This is a genomic window from Vibrio sp. J383 (assembly GCF_023503985.1).
GTDB lineage: Bacteria > Pseudomonadota > Gammaproteobacteria > Enterobacterales > Vibrionaceae > Vibrio > Vibrio splendidus.
This window is the reverse complement of the sequence record NZ_CP097294.1, coordinates 245,943-270,824: the sequence shown is the minus strand read 5'-3', so window position 1 is coordinate 270,824 and position 24,882 is coordinate 245,943. Positions and strand designations below refer to the sequence as shown.

16 protein-coding genes and 3 pseudogenes are annotated in these 24,882 nt (G+C 43.5%); 10 read left to right on the top strand and 9 right to left on the bottom strand.

The window, feature by feature from the left end:
- Positions 1–5: 5 nt before the first annotated feature.
- Both M4S28_RS17795 and M4S28_RS17790 read right to left on the bottom strand, forming a co-directional pair.
- Positions 6–185 carry a Flp family type IVb pilin gene (locus tag M4S28_RS17795; RefSeq protein WP_249633387.1) on the bottom strand — a complete coding sequence of 60 codons (180 nt, stop codon included), beginning with the start codon at positions 183–185 and terminating at the stop codon, positions 6–8.
- 64 nt (positions 186–249) lie between these two features.
- Positions 250–3,261, bottom strand: a pseudogene (locus tag M4S28_RS17790) (Lcl C-terminal domain-containing protein); the annotation flags it as partial.
- A gap of 74 nt (positions 3,262–3,335) precedes the next feature.
- Between M4S28_RS17790 and M4S28_RS17785 the strand changes: the two are divergent.
- A protein-coding gene (locus M4S28_RS17785) for an IS3 family transposase (protein ID WP_249631935.1) occupies positions 3,336–4,513 on the top strand; the annotation gives its coding sequence in 2 pieces (ribosomal slippage) (positions 3,336–3,594 and positions 3,594–4,513; 1,179 coding nt in all).
- Positions 4,514–4,517: 4 nt separating this feature from the next.
- Here M4S28_RS17785 and M4S28_RS17780 read toward each other — a convergent pair.
- Positions 4,518–6,359 (bottom strand): annotated as a pseudogene (locus M4S28_RS17780) (DUF1566 domain-containing protein); the annotation flags it as partial.
- Between the two features lie 242 nt (positions 6,360–6,601).
- On the opposite strand from M4S28_RS17780, the pseudogene M4S28_RS17775 reads away from it, so the two are divergent.
- The 3 genes and pseudogenes from M4S28_RS17775 to M4S28_RS17765 all read left to right on the top strand — a co-directional run bounded on the left by M4S28_RS17775 (position 6,602) and on the right by M4S28_RS17765 (position 11,812).
- Positions 6,602–8,605 (top strand): annotated as a pseudogene (locus M4S28_RS17775) (hypothetical protein).
- A 1,014-nt stretch (positions 8,606–9,619) separates the two neighbouring features.
- Positions 9,620–10,228 carry a hypothetical protein gene (locus M4S28_RS17770; RefSeq protein ID WP_102344501.1) on the top strand — a complete coding sequence of 203 codons (609 nt, stop codon included), beginning with the start codon at positions 9,620–9,622 and terminating at the stop codon, positions 10,226–10,228.
- Positions 10,229–10,630: 402 nt separating this feature from the next.
- On the top strand, positions 10,631–11,812 hold the full coding sequence (locus tag M4S28_RS17765) for an MFS transporter (protein ID WP_249633386.1): 1,182 nt from the start codon (positions 10,631–10,633) through the stop codon (positions 11,810–11,812).
- 98 nt (positions 11,813–11,910) lie between these two features.
- Here M4S28_RS17765 and M4S28_RS17760 read toward each other — a convergent pair whose 3' ends face one another.
- Together M4S28_RS17760 and M4S28_RS17755 are read right to left on the bottom strand one after the other, a co-directional pair.
- On the bottom strand, positions 11,911–12,825 hold the full coding sequence (locus M4S28_RS17760; RefSeq protein WP_102538114.1) for a DMT family transporter: 915 nt from the start codon (positions 12,823–12,825) through the stop codon (positions 11,911–11,913).
- A 265-nt stretch (positions 12,826–13,090) separates the two neighbouring features.
- Positions 13,091–13,993, bottom strand: a complete 903-nt coding sequence (locus M4S28_RS17755; protein WP_249633385.1) for a LysR family transcriptional regulator — start codon at positions 13,991–13,993, stop codon at positions 13,091–13,093.
- Positions 13,994–14,107: 114 nt separating this feature from the next.
- Between M4S28_RS17755 and M4S28_RS17750 the strand changes: the two genes are divergently transcribed.
- Together M4S28_RS17750 and M4S28_RS17745 are read left to right on the top strand one after the other, a co-directional pair.
- A complete protein-coding gene (locus M4S28_RS17750) occupies positions 14,108–14,416 on the top strand; it encodes a putative quinol monooxygenase (RefSeq protein WP_017076979.1) in 309 nt (102 codons plus the stop codon).
- Positions 14,416–14,811, top strand: coding sequence for a RidA family protein (locus M4S28_RS17745; RefSeq protein ID WP_249633384.1), 396 nt, complete (start codon positions 14,416–14,418; stop codon positions 14,809–14,811). Before M4S28_RS17750 ends, M4S28_RS17745 begins: the two co-directional genes overlap by 1 nt.
- A 108-nt stretch (positions 14,812–14,919) precedes the next feature.
- On the opposite strand, the gene M4S28_RS17740 is transcribed toward M4S28_RS17745, so the two are convergent.
- Positions 14,920–16,656, bottom strand: a complete 1,737-nt coding sequence (locus M4S28_RS17740; RefSeq protein ID WP_249633383.1) for an ABC transporter substrate-binding protein — start codon at positions 16,654–16,656, stop codon at positions 14,920–14,922.
- A gap of 91 nt (positions 16,657–16,747) precedes the next feature.
- On the opposite strand from M4S28_RS17740, the gene M4S28_RS17735 reads away from it, so the two are divergent.
- The gene (locus tag M4S28_RS17735) at positions 16,748–18,031 is read left to right on the top strand and encodes an MFS transporter (protein WP_249633382.1); all 1,284 of its coding nucleotides are present in this window, start codon (positions 16,748–16,750) and stop codon (positions 18,029–18,031) included.
- Positions 18,032–18,123: 92 nt separating this feature from the next.
- On the opposite strand, the gene M4S28_RS17730 is transcribed toward M4S28_RS17735, so the two are convergent.
- Positions 18,124–19,017, bottom strand: a complete 894-nt coding sequence (locus M4S28_RS17730; RefSeq protein ID WP_017088615.1) for a DMT family transporter — start codon at positions 19,015–19,017, stop codon at positions 18,124–18,126.
- Between the two features lie 122 nt (positions 19,018–19,139).
- Between M4S28_RS17730 and M4S28_RS17725 the strand changes: the two genes are divergently transcribed.
- Complete coding sequence (locus M4S28_RS17725; protein WP_004732835.1) at positions 19,140–19,622, top strand: MarR family winged helix-turn-helix transcriptional regulator; 483 nt, start codon at positions 19,140–19,142, stop codon at positions 19,620–19,622.
- Between the two features lie 353 nt (positions 19,623–19,975).
- On the top strand, positions 19,976–20,413 hold the full coding sequence (locus M4S28_RS17720; protein WP_249633381.1) for a DoxX family protein: 438 nt from the start codon (positions 19,976–19,978) through the stop codon (positions 20,411–20,413).
- 155 nt (positions 20,414–20,568) lie between these two features.
- Here M4S28_RS17720 and M4S28_RS17715 read toward each other — a convergent pair whose 3' ends face one another.
- Positions 20,569–21,009, bottom strand: coding sequence for a GlcG/HbpS family heme-binding protein (locus tag M4S28_RS17715; protein ID WP_004732837.1), 441 nt, complete (start codon positions 21,007–21,009; stop codon positions 20,569–20,571).
- Positions 21,010–21,111: 102 nt separating this feature from the next.
- Positions 21,112–22,737, bottom strand: a complete 1,626-nt coding sequence (gene aceB / locus M4S28_RS17710) for a malate synthase A (protein WP_249633380.1) — start codon at positions 22,735–22,737, stop codon at positions 21,112–21,114.
- 313 nt (positions 22,738–23,050) lie between these two features.
- Between aceB and gcl the strand changes: the two genes are divergently transcribed.
- Positions 23,051–24,823: a glyoxylate carboligase gene (gene gcl, locus M4S28_RS17705; RefSeq protein WP_249633379.1), complete on the top strand. Its 1,773-nt coding sequence runs from the start codon at positions 23,051–23,053 to the stop codon at positions 24,821–24,823.
- Positions 24,824–24,882: the final 59 nt, after the last annotated feature.

Genomic DNA, 24,882 nt, shown 5'->3' with positions numbered 1-24,882 from the left:
CGGACTTATTCTGATTCTTGAGCTTCTTTGAGCTGATCTACGACAGTTTGGTAAGCGCCAGTAATGGCTTCGGTTAGATCTCCATTTTCTCCGCCTACAAAATTAAGCAAGACCACAGACATTGCTGCTGCGAGGATTGCGTATTCGATAGCGGCCGCGCCGCGCTGCTTTTTCTTGTTCAACATGTTGTTATTTCCTAGATGAAAGCAGCCTCAGCTGAGGCTGCTGTGGTAATAAGTAATGGTGTCGTTAGTCTGCAACTAATCGATATAGATAAGCTGATGAATAGCTCGCGGTAGACACGTCAGTCTCCGTCATGGTTGTCATATTTAACCCTTTGAAGCGGCCATAAGGTGCAGGGTCGCTGGTGATGTAGTAGCCATAGCTACCACCAGTTGCTTCGTTGAACTCAAACACTTCGTTGTTAAGTGGCAATAAGCTATAGAGTTCAGCTTTTGTCGGGTAACGCCAATTAGCTTTGCCACAAATACTCTTGGTATTTTGTGCTGTGATAAGAGGGGCAATATCTACGTATTTCTTGAAACGGCTACTATTACCTCGAGAGAAGAGTTGCCAAACCAAGTTGCTGTCTGTGTCTTGAGCACACACTGCATTTTGTCGGTTGGTTACTACCGTTCCTTGCGCATTTAGATACTGATAATTAGCAGACTTTTCTCTGAATAATCGAGCTAAGACGACTTTGTCTTCAGAACCATCGGTACGAGCTTTATCTAAGGTTTGGCTACTTTCTTTAGTGTCGTAACTTGTGATGTATTGTTGATCACCGCTTGCTGCACTCGACCAGTAATAAAACGTGGTTCCATTATCGAAATAAGATTTGTCGTATTCTGGCTTGAGTCCCAAGTAATTTGGAAATACGTCTGTATCCAAGGTCATTTTCGAATTTGAACCTTCGACAGCCTTGGTGTTAATCGACAGCAGCTGTGCTAAGTGCGGAACTTCCCAGTCACTAAAACCACACAGCTTGTTGTTATTAGTGCTAGCGAGTAGTTCGTTGCTGCCTAGTATGCTGGCGTATCCGGTCGCTGAAGCATCATAGGCAAGATCGTCAGCACCATGCGGTAGTCCATCTTTGAGAAGCGCCCATACTCGACGTTTTCCTGAAATTTTCGTGTCTTCAACACAGCGCCAACCTTGTTGATAGGTTGTGTCGCTTGTCAGGTAGTTTCCTAGTTCATCCAACTTGGCGAAGCGATTACTTACCATTGCGTTGGCTTGGGAAACACTAAACCCATTGTCTGCCGCTTGTTTTAGCCCATCTTTTGCTAACACTTTGGATTGAGCAAGATCGTGGAGTGTGGCTGTTGTGCTCATCTCTTTGATGAGTGTTTGATATAGAGCGATGAGCGAATCAAACTCAGAGCTAATTCCGTTAGTTGCGGTATTCAGTTGGTTAATGAAGTCAGTGACTTGCGCATATTGGCTCTCTAATACTGAAATGGCACTGTAGAGGTCCAAACTTGCTTGATGCAGCTCTGAAGCCAATGAGGCTGAGCCTATTGCACTTGTGGCATCGGTTAGCATTACCGAGTTTTTCTGGATGAATGCCATTTTTTGAGCAAACTTAGCACCTTCAACTAGTGCATTTAACCCGTTCGAGTTTTGCTGTAGTTTCGCTGCTTTTTCTTTGTAAGCTTTTACTTTGGTAATGAACTCAAGGCTCTCCGCATCAGTACGGCTTTGAGCAACCGACACCTGAAAGTCGTAAATAGTGAGCTTCGTGGTCACTGCACTCAATTCGTCAAGCCATGGTTTAATAAAGGCCGCCAGTTCAACAGCTTTAGCTTGTGCTTGGGTTTCTAAAGCCGCGTAGCTTTGCGCCTTTTTCTGATTGTTCGCCAGCCATGTTGTTAGGTAAGCCTCAGCCGCCTTTACTATTGAACTTTGTGTATTGAGTAGGGTTTCAACAGCAGTTGTTGAAGCATCAATGTGACTGACTAGCTGCGGCCCAGACGGTAATTCCCACTTAGCGTATGCGTATTTACTGTAATACTGCTCTACAGATTCTTGCCCTTTGTTGATAGTGACAGCGACGCCATTTTTATCCGCTAACGTATTTGAAGAATTGTTCGATACTAAGTAACTTCTTAAGTTTGATGGCAGTGTTGCGGGGTCTCGCGTTGATAGCGTGATGACTTCGCCGCTCTCTGGAAGATTCCAACCTGCGATACCACAATCATCCAGCTGTGTGACTTTATCGAATACAGTATCGATTTCTGAAGAGAATCGTTCCGCCCAAAACGTCGGTTCCCCTTGTCCTTTGTCATCGTATTCAGCAATACAATTTAGGGAGTAGGAATTCCATGAGCCACCGTAACCAAAATCAGCGGCTTGCGAACGGGTTTTCATCGGTACGAATTTTAATGCAGTGAAGCGACTACTAGCATCTGTAGCCCAAAGGGTGTCACTGATTGAGTTTGATACACCTTGTTTCGCATTCTCTTTTAGTCGAACACCGACATTGGCTTTGTCGTACGCTTCTGGGCCAATAAATTGAGGAACCGAAACAACAGGTTGCCAGGTCAGGCCTTTGTCGTTGGTGAACTCATAGTATTCGGCTTCATCAAAGCGAACAGATTGACCATCAACGTTAGCCGTTAAGTAGTCCCACTCAAAACCATTGGTCTTGATTGGGTTTGAGCCAGTAAAAGTGTTGGTTATCTCAGGCGATGTTGGTGCTGGAATCTCAAACACTTTGGTGAAGGCTTGTGTGGTTAATGCTGCTACGCCATGAGGCATGCCATTCGTCTTGTTTTGAGCGACGCGTATTTGAACCTCACCGATACTTTTGTCGATATTACCAATCACTACAGGCTTAGCGGTTACTTTTGTCCAAGTTGAACCGGAGTCGAGTGTGACTTCGAAGTGCTCGGGCTGAGTGAATTCGCCGAAGTATGTCCAATCGAGAGTATTGTTTGTGTCGTTAACCACCAGATCCGCCGGGGCAATTGGTGCTGACGGACGAACAGTAAACGCCATATCGTTCGTCAACTCTGAACCACTAGGGCGACCCGTAATCGGATCTCGTTTAACGCGTACTTGGATTGAATCAATAGCGTAAGCTTGGTCATTTAGCTGATATGGCTTTGTGGTAACGACTGTCCAACCTGTGTTAAGCGCATTGATCTCGTAATCCGTTACCTCTGAAAACCCGGTAACAAACGTCCAGTCAAATGTATCTAATCCGTCATGAGAGATTGGTGATGTCGGTGCGGCAGGCATACTAGGAGTAACAGAGTGTAGTGGCATAGTTAATTTGGCCACCTGATTAAGAGGTGATGTATGATCATCTCGATACTAAAACAGGTGACATTATGACTAAGCGTGAAAGACGCACTTTTAACCCAGAATTTAAACTTGAATGCGCTCAGCTAGTGCTTGACCAGGGACGTTCCTATAAAGAAACCTGCGAAGCAATGGGGATTGGAAAAACTACGTTAGAAAGCTGGGTAAGGCAACTCAAAGCTGAAAGAGCTGGTAAGACACCAAATTCATCACCACTCACTCCAGAGCAAAGAGAAATTCGTGACCTTAAAAAGAAAATCAAACGCATTGAAGAAGAAAAGGAAATTCTAAAAAAGGCTACGGCTCTCTTGATGTCAGACTCCCTGAACGGTTCTCGATGATCGAGAAACTCAAGAAGAGTTATGCTGTGAAACGGCTTTGCGAAGTGTTCGGGGTTCATCGCAGTAGTTATCGTTATTGGGCAAATAGAGATAAATCTCTGTCGTCAGAGCATGTGCTTGTTCGTGCCGAAGTTCGCCGATCTTATGAGCTGAGCAATGGTTCCGCTGGAGCGAGAACCATTGCTGACATAGTCACAGCAAGAGGTATTCGACTTAGCCGTTACCGAGCAAGTAAGTTCATGAAAGAACTAGACTTAGTCAGTTGCCAGCTAGCAAAACATACGTACAAAAAAACACAGCAGGAACATGTTCATATACCTAACCGGTTAAATCGTCAGTTCGCGGTGACTGAGCCGAATCAAGTCTGGTGTGGCGATGTGACTTATATCTGGACGGGGGAGAGATGGTCTTATCTAGCCGTTGTTATTGACTTGTTCGCACGAAAAGTCATCGGTTGGGCAATGTCTAACTCACCAGATAGTGTATTGACTGGCAAGGCGCTGACCATGGCCAATGAGAGCCGCGGAAGGCCGTCTGGTGTAATGTTCCACTCGGATCAAGGTTGCCACTATACGAGTAAAAAATATCGTCAGTTGCTATGGAGATATCGAATCACTCAAAGTATGAGTCGTCGAGGGAACTGTTGGGATAATAGTCCTATGGAGCGAGTGTTCAGAAGTTTAAAAACGGAATGGGTACCAAAGAATGGCTATAGAAGTTTTACAGAGGCACAGAAAGCAATAACGGATTATTTGGTTGGTTATTACAACCAGCATCGTCCACATCAATACAATGGTGGATTAACACCAAATGAGTCGGAACGACAGTTTTGGTTCCCTTATAAAACTGTGGCCAGTTTTACTTGACCACTACACCGTAGCCCTTGTCTGAACACAGCGCTTCGCCAGGATCATGTTGAGGATCGGTACCTGCTTTTACTCTTACACAGATTTGCCCTTTGGCAAACGTCTCATCTGGGATAGCCTGTGGGTTGCTAGTTACAGGGGTAAAAGTAATGCCTCTATCGAGAGAGTATTCGTAGAAATCACTTCCCGTAAATCCTTCAACGTCTGTCCATGCGAATGTGTTTTCTGCATCGTCAACAATCGGTGAGGTTGGTGCTATAGGTTGATTTTCTGAGCGAGTGAATACAGAGCTGATAACCAACGGAACTCCCGCGGGGCGGGCATCCAGTGCATTTGACTTAACGCGAACCGAAATCGTGTTTGCAGGAAGTGAAACATTGCCAACAAGATAAGGCAGTGCGGTGACGTCCTGCCAACCATTACCTAGATTAATCTCGTAGAAAGATGGGTCGTTGTATCCATTAACCCAAAGCCAGTTGATCTGATTGGTGCTGTCGTTAGCAAATTCCAATACCGGTTTTACTGGTTGGATTGGGGTTACCGTCATCGATTGTTCTGATGCTGAACTTAATCCTGTTGGGTGACCTAGCGAGTCATCTTTGGCTACACGAACTTTTAGATGTCCAACTGGAATATCTAGATCTGGAATGTCTTGAGGCTTTTCAGTCGCTTTTGTCCAGTTTGAGCCGTTATCTAATGAATATTCATACAAACCTAGTTCATTAAACGAGTCGACAAATGCCCAGTCAAATTGATTGATCGCGTTATTCACAGTAATCCAAGCTGGAGCAGCAGGCACGGTAGTTAGCGTAAATGCTTTGTCTGAGAGAATGGGCTTTCCGGCAGGGGTATTACGAACGCTAGACGCAGCAACTCGAACTTGAACGGCTCCTTTGTCGAACGCCAGTTTCCCTACAACAATCGGCTTACGAATTACCGTTGTCCAAGTGTTACCTGAATCTAGCGAATATTCGTAATCTGTGTTGTGGTTGAAGCCACGTACAAACTGCCAATCGAAGGTGTCTGAGGCATCATTGACTTGACCATGCTTAGGCGCTGGCGGCCTAGTGATGATTTCATTTCCATCGATGTCTTCTTGGGAAACTTTGAGTTGGTCTCGGTATTCCTTACCAAGTTGTTTCAATGCGCTATCGGTTCCTGATGCGCCATGAGACAGCAAATCGGTCTTGGCTTTAAATTCTGCTAAATCAAGCTCTGCCAGCTTGTACATAGATCCTTTTCGAGCATTTACTTGGTCGACACCTGCATCAACAGAAGCCATTTGTGCTTCTTGAAGTACGCGAGTAACACCACGCGCAAACATGTGTACTTCACGGCTTTTGGTTGAGTTTGATGCGGAATAATCACCAACAGCCAGTTGTTTATCGATGCCTAAGTCGCTGGCTACAAGCTGGGTCGCTTCATCAAAACTGATTCCACTGGTTATCGATACACTTGCAATGAGAGACGTCACGGGGCTAATCACGTCCGAATTGCTACTCGGTACTTCTAGCGTAAATCCGGATTCAATAGGCTGATTCGGTGAATCCATATCGATAGTTATACCGGCAACCGCTTCGACCAATATTGGGTATTGGGCGACATCATTGTCGACGTCTAGTTGGAATCGTCCTTCGGCGTCCGTAGTGGCAATTTCTCCATCAGCAGAATCACACATGGCATTGCTGTTTCTGTCTAAACAAACCTTCGCGTTGCGTAAATAACCATCCAAAGCTATGCCCGAAATATTCTGAGAACTTGGCTTAGTTTGTGACTGTTTAAGCTTCGGATCTGACTCTGCTCCGCCACAAGCAATCAGCATTGTGGAAACGAGTGAAACACTCATTAATTTGTATGGATTCCTTACCACCTGAACTCCAAATAATTTATAAATTACCCATGGGAAAGGCGGAGGATATTAATTTAAATGATAGTAATTATCAATATCATTTGATCTTTTATTTCGTTAAGTGATTTAATAGCAAAATAAAATACTATCAATCAAATCATAAACTAGGTGAATCGGTCGAAAAAATGCACAATAAATTCTTAATATGCAAATTGTCACTAGCAATATCTAGTGTCTTAATGGTCTCTGGATGTGGTGGCGGTTCGGACGGGGATAGTTCGGTTGGAACATCGGCTTCAGGCTACGCCTATCAAGGTTCATTAGTATGTGCTGATGCAGATCTGAACGGCGTATGCAGTGACCAAGAGAAACAGCTTGAAGAGGTTTCTGGGTACGCGAAACAGAGGCAATATGATGGTGCAATTTTGACCGCTTCTCCCAATATGGAATTGGTCACACCTTTCACGACCTTGATTCATAGTGAGATGATGTTTAATCCCGGCGTAAGCAACGATATTGAACAAGCAAAATCATCACTTCAAAGTAAGTTGGGTGATCATGTTGGTATCAATTTCAGTACGCTCGATACCACCTATGGCCCTAAAGATTCATCTGATTTGTTGCTAAATTCTTTGAAAAAGGCACAAAGTGACGGCAAGCAAGCGCCTTATACTAATATTGCTCATGCGTTAGATCTAATGATTGAACACAAGACTCTAGATTTATCAGCTATCGATGTGGCTGGGGCGGTTTCTAGACATCTGCAAATTGAAGATTCATTGATCGTGAGAGGCTCCCAATCAGTGCCAGAATTATATGGTGCTAAATCGATAGCGTTGAACCCTGCGAACAGTCAGATTGTGTTTTTAACGGCTAATGATGTGGTTATGCAAATTGATAGTTCTTCACGTAATAAGCCGGTGACAATCAATGGTGATCCTGTATCTCAAACGGCTTCTGGTTTAGTTAGCATCCGTTCGCACGACGACGATGATGATTACGACGACCATGACGATGATGATGACGACGATGATTACGATCACGGAGGTGGTACTGGAGGCGGAGAAATACCGGTAGACTCGAGTGAAATCATTCAGTTAGTTCCTACGTTAAATGGTGTTCAGGCATACAAGGTTTACAAACCAACCGCTTACGTTTCACCCGCATCGAGTGATATTTGTAATAGCCAAGGCGCTAATGGTGTTTTCCTCACGAGCCTCAATGGTTCGAATAACAACAATGTTGGCGTGAAGGCTTTTGCGATTGATACATACAGCAGTCGTAGCGGAGGCACACTTCCACCCGTTCCAAAACCTAATCCAGCCGTGCAGCCTAAATAGAGTGAGTCGTGCATCAATGATAACTTTGCGGCAGTGGTCCCTCTTTTACAAAGCGGCTCGTTGTTGGCGATTAAAAATACCGGAAGCTCGATATACTCACAGCAAGAACTCAAATTGCTAAGTGCTAATAAGCTTGATATGAAAAGCTGGAGTCACGTATTGAAAGCTTCCTCACCGCAAGTCATGTCATCTTATGACGAAAGTGAAGCATTAATTGTTTATAAGAATTACTTTTCAAACAGTAATTTAGCGGCAGAAGTTATCGATACGGCTAACCTATCCACTAAGATGACGATTGATAAGTTAAACCTTAAAACAGCCAATATTGTCGTGAATCAGCAGATATTGTTGGGGTTGGATAGCAATAAGGTTGAGTGGGTGCCTAACTCGATACAACAAACCGTACTTGGGGAGCTGACTGTTGATTCTGCTATTAGTAAGATAGCGACATCGCGAGACGGAAAAACCAGTGCTATTACCACAGCAAGTGCTCTTTATATTGTTGATAACATGGCGAGAACCTTACTTGTAACAGAGCCTCTGAGTAACAATGCGATCAAGTCTTTGTATGTGTTAGAAGATAAGGTGATTGCGTTAACTTCTTCGGGCGCGGACTATTATCAGTTCCGAAATATTAGTGGCCCGGCTCTAAAAGTTGGCAGCCAACTGGTGACCAAAGAACTCCTCAAAAAGTGGGAAGACAGCGGCAATTCAAGTTGGAGTTCAACCAACTTGGGTTACGTTCTTTCTCAAACGGGGACAACAAGTGAAATCTCCGATAAATTCAAAAACGTAAACCTCTCGTTTTCTCCGACCAATGCGACAACTTCAAGTGGCATCTCTGGGGTACATGTAAGCGGCTTAGAACGTGGTGAATGGCTAACTTTTTATAAGGCGCTGTAAGCCTAATAGTTCAATGGAAGGGGAACATTTTTTGTTGAGCTAGGAAGTCAACTTATGTGTTTGGTTGACTTTTTTCCTTGCTACTAGTTCTATCTGAAATTAAAAGCGTGGTATTACTTAAGTGTTGTATTGCGCTTTTCTGTTTTAGATATTGCCTTTTTTGGTGTTCTTTGAACCTATTTACCTTATCGGAATTCAAGGTAAGTTGTTGTGTGAAATTTCCTCCTGATCTTTACTCCTCCCAAAGTTCTACTACATCCAATATGGTGTCTATATCATTATTATTTTTGTCCTCTTTATTCTCCAAAATGACGTATAAAGATGATGATATCTTATCCATGTTAGAAGTTTTGTCCGAAGAGAATACGAGGTTTTCCTCTTTATCGTACTGGAAGCTAGTATTTTCTATCGAATGCTTACAAACGATACTAGAACAACTTCTATCTAGGGGGAGGTATTTTTCATTATCAGCATAGGCTGTATTTATCCATAACATGAAAATACAGCTAGTAGTAATGACCGATATTCGAGTGAGCATGGCTAAAACCTTGGATTTTGTTGGCGTTGAATTTTTTATTGTACTATTCATTATCGATTAAATGAAACTGTGACTTAAAATAAATATCGAAAATAGTACTTCTTACGTCATTAAATTTGATGTTAATAAGTGGTTCTCTCACCATTGATAGTTCAACGTTGTAGGTGGATTCTTTGATTTCTTCATTAAATATATAATTTAATGAAAGTGAATTTAATAAATTTTATATTCAGTTGGATTCTATCTAATATTTACTGGTCGCACATCTTACCAGTGTCTGTTAACTTTCTTGAATAAATGGAATTAAGTCTAGTCATGAGTGGTTATTAACAGGATTAACGTGTTGTTAGGATATATTTCAAATTGTGATGAGTTGTTAATGAGATTTAATGTGAATACATACAAAATATCATTGAATACACTCTAACTAAGTTGTACCTTAGCCTTGATTTATAAAATGTATATCTGGATGTATAATGAAAAAAATAAGTAAAATAATCATTGCGTTACCTATCATGTTTTCTAGTTTCGCGCATGCTGAGCAGAATTACTTTAATAGTTTCAGTTTTGGCCTTCAAGGTGGGCAAAATGAAGGTTTGGACCAATATTTAGGATCCAAGTTTTCAGAAAAAGAAGAACAAGACCTTGTGGGCGCATATGCTTCATTATCTTTCTCATTGACTAACAATGTATTCGTGGAAACTGAATTCTCTGGGATGAGCACCGGAAAAACTCAGTTTAGAGATCATTATGCTGGATTAGGGTTTAACGGTAACTATGTCAATGGAGTCGTGCCTTTTTTATCTGTTGGCGTAAATCGTATCGATGCAGAGCGACGCAAACTTGAGTTTAGTGAATATGCTCCTTCTGCGCATGTTGGTTTCAAATATACCCCAATTAGCTTTCTGACTTTTACTCCTAGCTATCGTTACTCTTACGTTGATAAAAATACGATGAATAAATACTCGCTAATGGGCGAGATAAACTTTACTGATTTTTTTGCGATTGAGTTAGGTGCAAGCTATAAAACTTATAAAGAATCTGAACAATGGTCTGGGGTAACAGGTTTAAAGTTCTACTTTTGATTTAAAAGTAAACCTGATTCCTTTCAGGGTTGCTACTTTGTAAGTTAAGAATACAGATCCTCATAGAATTGTTCTATGAGGATTTTTTCGTTCTTGCTGCTTATCTATAATACCCATTCAGTCTTCAGTCATTGTAGAGCTATGAGGATGCATTATGTACACCGAATGAATGCTACTCATCACTTATTAAGGTCGATATGGTGTAATTCATAATTCATAATTCATAATTCATAATTCATAATTCATATTTTTTTCGACATTTAAAGCCTCCTCGTTTACCGCCACATTCTAATTTTACTATCAAAGGTTTCGTTGCTCACCTTGTAAATGCCGAGTTAATCATTTGTTGATTCTAATGAAACGAGAGTATGATGTTGGATTAATGATAAGGAAATTCTACTCATGAGTGAACCTGTTACGAATTGGAAAACGCCGCAAAACTTCTTATTACTGATTTCGATTGTTGTCCCTATTGCGTTTTCGAGCTGGATGGCTTTGCTGAATAACTTCGTGATTGAGAAAGCGAACTTTGATGGTGCCGATATTGGCTTGCTGCAAAGTGTTCGTGAGATCCCAGGCTTCTTAGCGTTTACCGTGGTGTTTGTATTGGCATTCATTCGTGAGCAACGCTTTATGTTGATATCGCTGGCGATGCTGACTGTAGGCACGGCGATTACCGGTTTATTTCCTACACTCACAGGCTTGTTGCTGACTACGGTTTTGATGTCTACGGGTTTTCACTATTTTGAAACGCTGAAGCAGTCTCTGTCACTGCAATGGTTGAGTAAAGAAGAAGCGCCAGAGATGCTAGGTAAGATGATCTCCGTTGGCGCGTTAGCCTCGTTAATCACTTATGGCTCGATTTGGATGATGCTAGAGCAATTTAAACTCGACTTTGCTTGGGTGTATGGCATTACCGGAGGCATCGGTTTTATTTTAGTTTTGGTGATGACCTTTGGTTTCCCTGAGTTTCAAACCAAGACTCAGCAAAATAAGAAATTGGTATTGAGAAAGCGTTACTGGCTCTACTACGCTCTCACCTTTATGAGTGGTGCAAGAAGACAGATCTTCACGGTGTTCGCAGGCTTTTTGATGGTAGAGAAGTTCGGTTACTCGGCTGCTGATATAACGCTACTGTTCTTAATCAACTATCTGTTTAATTTTTTGTTTGCCAAACGTATTGGTCGATTTATTGGTGTAGTCGGTGAGCGCAAAGCGCTGATCTTTGAGTATGTGGGTTTGATTGGTGTGTTTGTTGGTTATGGCTTGGTGCAAAGCGCTGAGTGGGCGGCAGCACTTTACGTGGTCGATCATCTGTTCTTTGCGTTGGCATTGGCGATCAAAACCTACTTCCAGAAAATTGCGGATCCTGCTGACATGGCATCAACCGCGGGTGTCTCTTTCACCATCAACCATATTGCAGCGGTTGTTATTCCAGTCGCGTTTGGTGTGATTTGGTTATCGTCTCCCGCAACGGTTTTCTACATTGGTGCAGTGATGGCGGTGGTTTCTTTGGCACTGTCTTTAAACATCCCTAAGAAGCCTGAAGAGGGTAATGAAGTTCGAATGTTTAGCTGGCGCTAAGTTGGTTTCAATCTGATGAGATAGACAAAAAGCTCCAATAGCGATATTGGAGCTTTTTGTATGTGCTATTTGGAATACCTAATTAACTTTCAGTCGGATTAGCTTCTTACGGTTTTTAATCCACCACGCAGCTTGAAGATTCCCTTTGGCGCCTTGGTTAGCAAGATGCCACAAAGTAGAGGGATCATCATAAGCAGAGACTGTTCAGATAGAACCTCACCATTGATGTAGCAAGAGATCAGCAGCGCAACCACTGGGAAGATTAGGAAGCAGATAGACGCTTGGAAAGGGGTCGAAACCTGTCCTAATTTGAAGTAAGCCACAATGCCGCCAACACTCGCCACAAAACCTAGGTACACGACTGCTGAGATTGAATCCCAAGTGAAGGATTCAACATTAACGCTCTCACCCATCGCTGAAACTGCGAACAAGAATAGAGAAGCAATTAAGCTCGGAACGGCGTTGTAGGTAAGTACTTCGATGCCTTTACAGTGCTTTTGAACTAAAACATACATCACTGCGTGAATGGCAACAGCAAGGCCTAAGCAAACCGTGCCAATAAGGTAGTCATCACCACCCATTTGCATTTCATTGCCAAGGATTAAACATAGGCTCACAACAGCTGTGACCAAACCGAAGATTTGGTGCTTCGCTAATCGTAGGCCTAGGAATAAACCCGACATCAGCATGACAGCGACTGGCATGTTGGCGAAGATGATCGACGCTAGACCAGAAGAGATGTATTGCTCACCATAGATCATCAAAGTGAACGGAATAGCAAAATACATCAGTGCCACAATAAGCAGCCATTGACGTTTACCTTTAGGGAAAAGCAAAGGTTGGTTGAAGACTTTTGCTAATACCGCAAGCAGAGGTGCTGCAAGTAAAAAGCGTAACGCAGTGGCAAAAATAGGTGGGATAGAATGCAATGCCACTTCCATAGCGAACCAAGTGGTTCCCCAAATTAAGCAAACAGAGACAAAAAGCAAGATAGTTAGCGACTTCGAATTCATGGTGACTACTCATTAATAATTATTTTAAATCATAGGCTTGTGGCGCCTTAATGACGTGGCACAGTATAGAAAGGTAGTCGGAGAAAAGTTTTGCCTTTTTATCTCTAATTTGAGCTTTTTGTGGAAATAAAATCTCTAATATAGTTACTTTTAAGAAAATTATTCCATTATAGATAACTCAAACAAAGTCATTGTTCTTTGTGAGGTTTAATGCTGGTCGATAAATCGCCAGTTTAGCGACGTATGGCAATTTGATTGAAAGATATTAAGAATAAGATTCAGCGTGTTGTTTTAGGTGTTCAATAAAGGCGCGAATTCTGACTGGCACCTGTAACCCATAATTATGTACGACATAGAAAGAGGCTTTAAGAACTTGATCTTTGGGCAAGATGTTTACCAATGTTCCTTTTTTCAGGTCTTCTTCAATTGCTTGTTTAGGTAAACAGGCAATCCCCAACCCATTTAAGGCCATCATGCGGATGGTTGGAACGCTATCTCCGATTCGACTTGCCCTGAATTGATACGTGCTTACTTTGCCCTTATTAATTTCAAAGCTTCTTTGGCTGTTGATTCCTTCCCACTGATTGGCAATGTAGTCATATTGGGAGAGGTCACTTGGCGTGATTGGCTGCGGTATTTGCGCCTTAGTAAGATAATCTGGGTGACAACACAGTACCTGATGAAGCTCTCCGAGCTTAATTGCACGAGACGTTGAATCAGGAAGAGCCCCAACAGTGACCGACAGGTCTATGTATTTCTCGATAAGATCTATGCGCATATCGTTGGCCAATAGTTGAGGCTCGATACGAGGGTGGCTTTTCATAAACTCACACATTGCAGGTCCAATAAGGTGTGTCATCAATGTGTGTGGGGATGTGATGGTGATAGTGCCTGCAAAATCAGAACAGGACTCGCGCACTTCTTCTTCCGCAAGCGACATTAATTTTCGCATTTCTAAGCATCGTTGATAAAAACGTTGTCCAGCGTCGGTTAAGGATTGGCGACGTGTTGTTCGAGTGAGTAATTTCACACCAAGGTGTTGCTCAAGCCCTTGTAAGTGATGGCTAACGACAGACTTTGAGAGATCTAGCTTATCAGCTGCTTTCGTTATGGAGCCCGATTCTACAATTTGGGCGAACACTTGCATGCGATGCAATTCGTTTTTCATGGTGGTTTATTGTCTTATTGAATCGAACTATGTTTCAAATATTACTGTATTTATCTATTTTAACAAACAAGTAAGATTCTCCTCGTACCTTAACAAAATAAGAAAACGGAGAGAATGATGACTATTTTAGTGCAATTTACCTTGAGCCATACTGAAAATAAAACGGCAGAGATCGGTGAGTTTTTTAACGAAATATTGCCAGATACTCGTACTTTTAACGGCAACCTTTCTGCGGAGCTTTATCAAAAAGATTTGGCAGAAAATTCCTTGGTTTTATGTGAAGAATGGGAAAGTACCGCTCACTTTAATGAATACATTGCTTGGCGCAAAGATATTGGTGATTTTGACCGTTTAGGCGCGATGCTTACGGATATGCCAATTATCACCGTCATGTCAAAAATCGTCACAGCCTCTGAGGGGTAATGATGAATAAGATATGGAGCCCTTCTTCAGTACCCGCTCCAGCCGCTAATTATCATCAATGTGCGTTGATCCCCGCAGGTTCAACGCGGTTGCACATCGCTGGGCAACTAGGGATTGATAGCGAACGGATGGTGGCTGAAAGTGCGGAACAACAGATTGTACTGGCTTGGAAAAATCTGAGAGGTGTGCTTCAGGCAAACCAAATGGATATCGAAGATTTAATCAGTGTAAGGCTGTACTTAGTCGACCGGAATGATATGTCTGACTATCAAGCCGCAAAGCAGCGATTGCCTTTCGATGTTGGTGGTCTCCCAACGACATTACTGTTTGTACAAGGGCTCTTTGACGAGCGATGGAAAGTTGAAATTGAGGCCGAAGCGGCGAAACTGATTTAAGTCGATCGCTGTATGCTCAATTGATACGAAAGACATGATATGAAGCAAAAAGCCCCTTTATTTAATCAGACTATAAAGGGGTGGTTTCTTATCTAGAAATATTGCTACTCAGCGACGCATGGTGATTTGGTTGAAATCGATCCAACCATTCGCCAGCTGCTCAACTGGATTAACTGTTTTAGCATAATTGAGTTGCTGTTTTACGTGGAAAATCGGTCTATAAACACCGAACTCTATTAATTGTGCCTCAAGCTCTAGAAAGACCGATTGTCGCTGGTGGTAGTCATTGAGAACCCATAGCTGTTCAAGGCTTTTGTTACGCCACTGTTTTTGCTCGTCAGTTAAACAAACCTCTAAGGCAATAGAACTTTGTAGCCATCCCATCCAGCTGCTGTCGAGATTGTCTGAAAACACTTCACCACTGATCAATATATCCGCATTTTGTAGATTGCTTTGTTGGCAAAAGTCCGGGAATTCGAGCACTTGATATTCGCAAGCAAAACCAAGTTCATTTAATCGCTCACAATAATGGCGAGCCATTTTGATGTGATCAAACAATTGGTAGGTCAGAATCTTTATTGGTTGGGTCGGTTTAGTTAGTGAGTCAGCTAGATGCTGGGCGGCTTTCAATACGTCTTGGTCACTGTTGTTAATAAGTTTAGAGCTTGATGGCTGGTTAGTCGTAGCAAGCATTCCGCAGGCGTAGCCGACAGTGTCTAGAGGAATATCTTTAGCGACACCAAGTATGCGGAGTAATTCATTTAGTGATTTAACGCGCTTTGCTTCTCCGAACCAAGGATGGCGATGTGGGTTTATCAATGCGTGTTCACAACCTTTTTCCCACTGTTCCATCTCTTCAAGCTCGAACGATATTGAGGAGTGTCGGTAATGCGGGTGCGAATGAACAATATCGCAGTGCATCTCATAGTCTTTGGCTTTATCGCCGACATTCCATATCTCTATGCCATCTACCCAAGGGCGGTGACCATGATAGTGTTTGAATGCTTCCAGCCTGGTAAGCCATTCAGATTGTTCGACCAATTTAAAACTGCCACTACCAACAATCGTATCTCCTACCTTTTTCGTAATACCTGCAGCAGATCCAGATAACAGTGATGGAAGATATCCAGCGTTGGCATTGATATCAAAATAGAGGTGAAGAGGGTCTACAACCGTGACTTTTGAGATGCATTTAAACTGCTGGCTATTATGGTTATAGTTGCCTAGCAAACGTTGGAAATGGGTTTTGATGTCCTGCGCTAGAATCGGTGAACCGTCATGAAACACTAAGCCTTTTCGCAAAGTGAAATACCAACGACTTTCAACTTGGTACCAATCGATTGCAAGGTCACCTTCAAACGAGTGAGTACGCGTGTTGAAACGCAGTAAGTTACTGAACAGGTATCGGGTGATATGTGCTTCAGTGCGTCGTGTCACTTCAATCGGGTCTAGGCTATGTGTGCCTCGATAGAAAGGAACTTGCAGAATATCGAGCGTAGTCGGCAAGCTCTGATAGCGACTGATATAACCAAGTAGAAACTGATCGCGTTGCGACTCTTCAATAAGCTCTAAAGCTTGGTCGACCTTGTTTTCCGATAGTAATTCATCAATCCGCAGTTCTAACTCATAGTTCACGTTTTTGAGTAGAGTGAGTGTGGGTAGGTTGCCCCGTCCAACGCCTGACTTCCACCCAATCCAGCCTTCGTTTACTAGCTTTTTGATAACCAGTTGTGCGTTACGTTTGGTACAACCCAGAGCTTCAGTAATTTCTGCAAGCGAAAGTTGAGTTGGTTGGTTAATGAGTACCCGAGAACGTAAAAATGCCAGTGCCTTCCAGTAATGCATAAAGGTGAAATCCTTGCTTAATCTTTCTATTTTTCTTCATCTTTTAATCTCGATAATAGGGTTATTCGATTGTTTTTAAAAGGAATGAAAAATGGAAAGTGTAAATAAAGCAGAGGCGACGTCCTCTATTTGGAAAAGCTCGAGCTTTATTGTGTTGTTTTCGACGGCGTTCTTCGTCGCTTTTGGGACCAAGGTTTATGACCTTGCTCTACCGTTGTTGGTGTACGAGTTAACGCAGTCTTCAGAGATGATGGGCTGGATGAGAGCGGTCGAGTTTTTACCCAATCTTTTATTGGCGCTGTTCATTGGTGTGTGGGTTGATAAATTCAATAAGAAGCAGTGGTCGCAATGCATGTTACTTGGGCAAGTGTTGGTGTTGGTTGTCTCATATATTGCAGTGCGTTGGCTTTCTAACCCTCTATATGCTTTATTCCCGTGTGCATTCTTGATGATGGCGTTTAACTATGGTTATCACAATGCGCGTATCGGGATGATGAAAAATGTTTTACCTCAGCACATGCAAAATACCGCCACCGCGAGAATGAGCTCCTTGTACAGTTTGCTAGAAACGGTCGGTCCGGTTTTGTCAGGTGGTCTGCTTCTGTTATCCGCGTTACATAATGTGTTTTTACTTATTGCAGTGATGTATGTGCTAGCGTTTTGGCAGCTCAATAAATTGGAATTCAAGCCGTCTACGCCCGTTGCTCATCAGTCGGTGTTTAGTGCACTGAAAGAGGGTTGGCTGATCTTGTATGCGAACAAGAACATGTGGCACATTACCTTAGCGGTGATGGTGATAAATACCACGGGAGCGGTATTTTGGATTCAAGCTATCTACTTTGCAAAAGCAGAGCTGGCTTTAAATCATATGGAGGTGGGCTACCTGATTGCAGCATCTGGAATCGGAGGGCTGTTAGGTTCGTTTACTGCTGACAAAGTTCGTCAACGCATTGGCTTAGGTGTTTTACTTATGGTCTCTATTGCACTTGAAGCGGTCGGTTTTATTATTCCTGTATTATTCATAGACGGCGTCCAAGCTAGCGGACTTTTAATGTCATCTTTTGTTGGTGATGGGCTGTTTAGTCTTGATGGTAAATGGGCATTAGTGGGCGCCTTTATGTGGGTGAGTGCGATTGGCGTGTACAGCAGTATTTGCATCTGGAGTTACCGCCAAGAAGTTTTCGATGAGCAACATTTAGGCCGAGTTGCAGGTATTACGGGGTCTCTGTTTAAATTATTGATGCCCTTTGGTTTGGCGGTTTCTGGTTATTTGGTATCAGAATTCGGCGTACCCAATATCTTTGTTCTCTGCTTCATTATTCAATTATTTACTGCTTTAGCCCTGTTGATGACCAAGGTTCGACATATTGAGTAGGGCGTGATTCTTTGGTTCACCGATGGCCTGGCCACCAACAAAAACGCGCCTATGTAAGGCGCGTTTTTATCAATACGTTTAGGAAACAGTATCTACTGCGTAACAGGCTTAACTTGTTTGGTTTGTCTTACTGCAAGGATTAGCTGCGGTAGTAGCGACATCACGATCATGCCGGTCATTAGTGAATATTGGACTGGAGTAAATGATTCACCCATTAACACCATACCGGTCACGATGCCCGCAACTGGGTTTGCAATACCGCCGAAGGTGAAATCAACCACCGACATACGTTGTAGCAACCACACATACATGCCGTAACCTAGTGCTGTGTTCAGCCCAATCACCCACAATAGACCCATAGCGTTGCGAGTATCGAAATGAGTGACAGCATTAACATAAGGTTGTGGGTCGATGAAGGCATGAACGCCAGAAGCGACAGACAAAATCGTACCACCCAAAATCAGTTGCCACGTTAATACCTTCCACCAGTGCATGCGATTACCCAGTGATTTAGTAATGCTGCTGCCGATGACAATACACATGATTGCCGCGAACATGGCGCCTAAACCGATTGGATTTAAAGCGATCTGACTTGGGTTGAATAATATCCACGCTAAGGTGATCAAGCCAATACCAGACAGCGCTTGAATCAAATGTGGGCGTTGCTTTTTCACTACCCAGTGAAAGATCATCGCGAACACAGGCACGGAGATCATGCCCACGCCAGAGATTGCCGAAGGCAGCGTTAACGCCATTACGAAGATCAGGCCAAAGAAGGTCGCAATATTGATAAGACCCAATGTGAAAATGATCTGCCACTCGCCTTTTTTAGGCAGCGTTGGTTTTACCGCTAGCAATAACAAACCAGCAGGTAACGCACGCAAAGCACCCAATAATAATGGTGGCCACTCCTGTAGCGTAAATTGCGTCACTGCATAGGTTGTTCCCCAAAAGAACGCGGGGATCATTGCTAATAATATGTTCATCTGAAATATCTTTACGTTAAGATAACTATTGTGTGAACTGTATACTGAGAACTAGTGGTTGTAAAGTATCTTTATGTTAAACTAGTTGAAGTAATCAGACTAATAACGGAGCGAGATCGCAAATGGATGCTATCGACCGCGTAGTAGAGCAATGGGCAAAGGAAAAGCCTGAGCTAGAAACTGAGCCTATGGCAATGATGGGCCGGATCATGCGTATTGCCAAGTATATGGAGACGCAAGTTGCTGAGCTTCATAAAAAATACGACATGAAGCTGGGTGAGTTTGATGTGCTGGCGACGTTGCGACGTTCTGGAAAGCCTTACCGACTGACTCCGTCAGAACTGATCGGGTCGATGATGCTGACATCAGGCGCGATGACCAATCGCCTTGATAAGCTAGAAGCCAAAGGGCTGATCAGTCGTGAGCACAGTAAAGAAGACAGACGTAGCGTGAGTGTTCAGTTAACCAAAGATGGTCTCATTCTTATTGATCAAATGATGACCGAACATGTCGAAACGCAGAAAAAGCTCGTTAAATCACTGTCTACTAGCCAGAAGAAAAATACTAACCAGTTGCTTAAAACATGGCTGAGTGCTTACGAGTAATTGACTGGCTGGATCGGCTTGTTGAATTTATTGAACTGAGTTAACTCAAACTGATTTGAAAACCGAAGTGATGAGCTTCGGTTTTTTTGTGTTTGTTAAACGGGGTTATTTCTCTGACTCATTTAGATGGCTTAGGCTGAGCCGAGGTTCTCTAGCTTTTTCAAAGCAAGTGTTTCAATGAATTTAAGGCAATGGTAACAGCATTGAGGTTGTTCAATCTTCGGATTTAGTCAGTAATTTGTATGCGAGTATGTCTACTAAAATTTCAAACAAGTTGTTCTATTTTTCTCGTTATCATCTTAATGCTAAGTCGAATAACCTATCGGCAATGAAACTTATCAAGGCTTAGAACTATGAACACTAGATTGAACGACACACTGACTTTTTTCGCTCGTATTTTATTGGCTTACTTGTTTATTCAAGCGGGTTGGGGAAAGCTATTTAGCTATGAAGGAACGGCGGGGTACATGGCATCTCAAGGGGTCAGCGTTTACTTGTTGCCTTTGGTTATTTTGCTTGAACTCGGTGGTGGACTTGCGATTCTAGCTGGATTCATGACTCGCTTTACTGCGTTGTCGATTGCGTTTTTCTCTTTGGTTTCTGGTGTTATGTTTCACTTCGACCCAAGTTCGTCGGGGCAAATGATTCATTTCTACAAAAACGTCTCTGTTGCTGGTGGGTATCTAGCGTTAGCGGTACTTGGCGCGGGATCGTTTAGTGTTGATTACTGGCTGTCTAACAAGCTAAAGCAAGACACCAAATGGACGCGCTTAATGGTTCTTGTACGTTAGCGTTCTTTGTCTAATCACACCTTATTCGTTAGTGTTGTTGGCGCAACTTATGAATAAAAAACCGAAGCTCAAAGCTTCGGTTTTTTGTTTCTGAATCAGAATTTAAAGTAATGTTTTCAGTATGGTTTGTTTTAAATATGGTGCTAAGTGACGGATTAAGCTTGCAGCATCTCGTCACTGAACAGTTCTGCGCAGCCAATACCATTAATGGCGCAGCTTTCATCAATGTCTGAAATGTCACCGCTGACGCCGATAGCACCCAGTACCGTTTTATCCTTGTCTCGAATCAGTAGCCCCCCTGGAACTGGCACCATGTTTCCGTGTGCGAGCACGTTTACGGCGGAGATGAATGCTGGTCGGTTGTCAGCATCTTGGGCGAGTTTTCTAGAGGAACAACCCAGTGCGAGTGCCCCCCACGCTTTAGCAATCGCGATGTCTGGTCGCATCATGCTAGAGCCGTCTTGACGTTGCAGAGAAATCAGCTTGCCACCGCTGTCTAAGACCGCGACCGTCAAAGGCTCAGTGTGGATCTTGTTTCCTGCTTGTAAGGTGCCATCAATGATGGTTAACGCTTGTTGTAGAGTCAAACTTCCCATGTTATCTCCTAGTTTTTCAAGGGGCCGTGTACCAAGCTAAGTCAGCCAATCATGACTCTTGTTGGTGAGCATCATTGACTGATTCAGTTCGGTACAAGAGTCCTAACTGGACTCTTGTAATAGCCCATAGCTGGGTAAAGTTAGGAAGGCAGCGAACTCTTCGGCTGTAGAAAGTTGATAGAAAAGATCGGCTGTCTCTTCAAATCGACCTGCTGCATAGCGCGAGTCTCCGACTTCATGTTTTATCGTGTCTAGCTCTTGGTAAAGCCAAGAGTGGAATAGTGATTTAGTAAAGGTTTGGCCATCATCGAGTGTTACCCCGTGGTGGATCCACTGCCAGATATTGGCTCTTGAGATCTCTGCGGTGGCGGCATCTTCCATCAGTCCGTAGATAGGCACACAGCCGTAGCCTTGGATCCAAGCTTCGATGTAATACAGCGCGATGCGTATATTTTTACGTACTCCTGCTTCGTCGCGACTGCCCTCACAAGGCTTGAGTAGCGTGTCGGCGTTGATCACATGCTCTGGGCTTTGGAAATCCATTTGGTTTACTTTGCCATCAAGGTGCTTATCAAAGATCGACATTGCCAAATCAACCAGTGCAGGGTGCGCGACCCAAGTTCCATCGTGTCCGTTTTGAGATTCTCTCTGTTTGTCTTCAATTACTTTGGCAGTCACACGCGCCATCTCTTGCGGGTCTTTTGCTGGAATAAAGGCCGACATACCACCCATCGCCAGTGCACCGCGAGCATGACAAGTACGCACCAACAGTTGGCTATAGGCGTTGAGGAATTCTTGATCCATGCCGATCCCGTGTCGATCTGGCAGGATGCGGTCTTTATGGTTCTTCAGCGTTTTGATGTAGCTGAAGATGTAATCCCAGCGACCGCAGTTCATCGCCACGATATGATCACGCATTGCATACAAGATCTCTTCCATCTGGAACACGGCTGGTAGCGTTTCGATCAATACTGTCGCGCGAATGGTGCCTTTTGGTACATGGAAATAATTTTCGGTGAAGCTGAAAATATCGTCCCACCATTGCGCTTCTTCCATGCTTTCAAGTTTTGGAATGTAGTAGTAAACCCCTAAACCTTGTTGTGCACGTGATTGATAGTTATGGAAAAAGTACAAGGCGAAGTCCATCAAGCAACCGCCGATAGGCTGATTGTTGAATTGAATGGACTGCTCAGGAAGGTGAATCCCTCGTGGGCGGGCAATCAGCAGTGCAGGATCGTTGTTTAACTGGTAACTCTTCTGCTTTTTCTCATCGAAGTAACTAATGGTTCCAAGGTTGGCATCTCTTAGGTTGATTTGCCCTTCGACCATATTGGCCCAAGTAGGAGAAGACGCATCTTCAAAGCAGCACATGAAGACTTTCGCGCCTGAGTTTAGCGCGTTGATCACCATCTTTCTTTCGATGGGGCCGGTGATCTCTACGCGGCGATCAAGCAGCTCTGGCGGCGGTGTTGCTACCTTCCACTCTTTATTCTGACGAATGGAAATGGTGTCTTTTCTGAAATTGGGTAGCTCTCCCTCGTCATATTGAGCTTGTTTTGTGTCGCGGTCACTTAGCAGGGTATGACGGCGATCTCCAAACTTATTGACGAGAGCTTCTAAGAATTTTAATGCATCTTTAGACAAGATCTCTTTGTACTCGGAGTTGTCCATCTTCCCAAGTACCTGCATACATTGTACTTCTTCTCTCTCTTTTACGTCATTCATCATTGTTGTCTCCTTTAAACAATACGATGCCACTTTGTATACAAAATGCTCTTTTTAAGGATATTTATATTGTAGAAATTGTAAACAAGCAAACTGTATTTAACATTTATTTATCATTTGGTCTTTTTGTAATTTATTTTTACGTAAAGATATTTTATGTAAAGCAATGAATTGTAAGCTTTTCAGGATGAGTGCGTACTTAATGTGATGGGTTGATGTAACAAAATTGTTTCATTCTGGGGTTGATAAATAGCGAGGATGGTTCATAGTACACAAAAGTTAGTTTAATTGTATACAATCTGAACTGGAGGTTCGAATGGCAATTATGAAAGCGATTGAAGCAGCGGTAGAGGTGCTTAAACGTGAAGGTGTAGACATCGCATTTGGTGTTCCCGGCGCAGCAATTAACCCTATGTATGCGGCTATGAAAAAGCTCGGAGGAATCGACCACGTCTTAGCTCGTCACGTAGAGGGTGCATCCCATATGGCTGAAGGGTACACGCGTACTAATCAAGGCAATATAGGTGTGTGTATTGGTACTTCTGGTCCTGCGGGAACGGACATGATCACGGGTCTTTATTCTGCGACTGCAGATTCGATTCCAATTCTATGCATCACCGGCCAAGCGCCACGTGCTCGTCTTCACAAAGAAGATTTTCAAGCGGTCGATATTGAATCTATCGCTAAACCAGTGACTAAGTGGGCGACTACGGTGCTGGAACCTGCACAAGTGCCACGCGCATTCCAAAAAGCCTTTCATTTAATGCGTTCGGGTCGCCCGGGTCCAATCCTGATTGATCTACCGATTGATGTTCAGCTGGCTGAGATTGAGTTTGATATCGATACCTATGAACCGCTAGAACCTTATAAGCCACAAGCAACCCGCGCGCAGGTTGAGAAAGCATTAACCATGATGTCTCAATCGGAAAAACCGCTGATTGTATCGGGTGGTGGCGTGATTAACGCTGGCGCATCTGAATTGCTCCAACAGTTTGCAGAAATCACCGGAGTTCCTGTGATTCCAACCTTGATGGGTTGGGGCTCGATCCCAGATGATCATGAATTAATGGCAGGCATGGTAGGGCTACAAACTTCCCACCGTTACGGTAACGAAACCATGCTCAACTCCGACTTTGTGTTTGGTGTCGGTAACCGATGGGCAAACCGTCATACCGGCTCTGTCGATGTTTACACCGAAGGCCGAAAGTTTGTTCACGTTGATATTGAACCGACCCAAATCGGTCGCGTGTTCTGCCCAGATTTAGGCATTGTCTCTGATGCGAAAGCAGCGCTAGAGCTGATGGTTGAAGTGGCGCAAGAGTGGCGTGACGCTGGCAAATTGCCGAACCGAAATGCTTGGGCAAGCGAGTGTCAGGAACGCAAATCGACCATGCTGCGTAAAACCAATTTCGATGAAGCACCAATGAAACCGATGCGTGTTTATGAAGAGATGAACAAGGCATTTGGCCGTGACACTTGCTATGTGAGCACCATTGGTTTGTCGCAAATCGCTGCCGCTCAGTTCCTGCATGTTTATAAGCCGCGTAACTGGATCAACTGTGGTCAGGCTGGCCCATTGGGTTGGACAACACCAGCCGCATTAGGTGTACGAGCGGCCGATCCAGATCGCGATATCGTTGCTATCTCTGGTGACTACGATTTCCAATTCATGATCGAAGAACTGGCCGTTGGCGCGCAATTCAACCTGCCATATATTCATGTGTTGGTGAACAACTCGTATCTAGGTTTAATTCGCCAAGCACAGCGTCAATTTGATATCGATTATTGTGTACAACTGGCGTTTGATAACCAGAATGCGCCAGAGCTTGAAGGCTACGGTGTTGACCATGTCGCGGTTGTTGAAGGTTTAGGCTGTAAGGCGATTCGAGTTCGTGAACCAGAGCAAATTGCCGCTGCGTTTGAGCAAGCCAAAGAGCTGATGAACAAGCATAAGGTACCGGTTGTTGTTGAGCTGATTCTTGAGCGAGTAACCAACATTGCGATGGGCGTAGAGATCAACGCTATTAACGAATTTGAGCCACTTGCTGAAAGCCGCAGCGATGCCCCAACGGCGCAGGCGTACAAGTAATCATTAAGTCATGTGTATCCGTAGAGCTGAGGTTTAGCCCTACGGAAAGCCTCCGATAG

Coding starts and splice junctions, on each gene's coding strand:
- M4S28_RS17795 (WP_249633387.1), bottom strand. CDS start 185: ATGTTGAACAAGAAAAAGCAGCGCGGCGCGGCCGCTATCGAATACGCA.
- M4S28_RS17725 (WP_004732835.1), top strand. CDS start 19,140: ATGGATGCTATCGACCGCGTAGTAGAGCAATGGGCAAAGGAAAAGCCT.
- aceB (WP_249633380.1), bottom strand. CDS start 22,737: ATGATGAATGACGTAAAAGAGAGAGAAGAAGTACAATGTATGCAGGTA.
- M4S28_RS17760 (WP_102538114.1), bottom strand. CDS start 12,825: ATGAATTCGAAGTCGCTAACTATCTTGCTTTTTGTCTCTGTTTGCTTA.
- M4S28_RS17735 (WP_249633382.1), top strand. CDS start 16,748: ATGGAAAGTGTAAATAAAGCAGAGGCGACGTCCTCTATTTGGAAAAGC.
- M4S28_RS17770 (WP_102344501.1), top strand. CDS start 9,620: ATGAAAAAAATAAGTAAAATAATCATTGCGTTACCTATCATGTTTTCT.
- M4S28_RS17745 (WP_249633384.1), top strand. CDS start 14,416: ATGATGAATAAGATATGGAGCCCTTCTTCAGTACCCGCTCCAGCCGCT.
- M4S28_RS17720 (WP_249633381.1), top strand. CDS start 19,976: ATGAACACTAGATTGAACGACACACTGACTTTTTTCGCTCGTATTTTA.
- M4S28_RS17740 (WP_249633383.1), bottom strand. CDS start 16,656: ATGCATTACTGGAAGGCACTGGCATTTTTACGTTCTCGGGTACTCATT.
- M4S28_RS17755 (WP_249633385.1), bottom strand. CDS start 13,993: ATGAAAAACGAATTGCATCGCATGCAAGTGTTCGCCCAAATTGTAGAA.
- M4S28_RS17750 (WP_017076979.1), top strand. CDS start 14,108: ATGATGACTATTTTAGTGCAATTTACCTTGAGCCATACTGAAAATAAA.
- M4S28_RS17730 (WP_017088615.1), bottom strand. CDS start 19,017: ATGAACATATTATTAGCAATGATCCCCGCGTTCTTTTGGGGAACAACC.
- gcl (WP_249633379.1), top strand. CDS start 23,051: ATGGCAATTATGAAAGCGATTGAAGCAGCGGTAGAGGTGCTTAAACGT.
- M4S28_RS17765 (WP_249633386.1), top strand. CDS start 10,631: ATGAGTGAACCTGTTACGAATTGGAAAACGCCGCAAAACTTCTTATTA.
- M4S28_RS17715 (WP_004732837.1), bottom strand. CDS start 21,009: ATGGGAAGTTTGACTCTACAACAAGCGTTAACCATCATTGATGGCACC.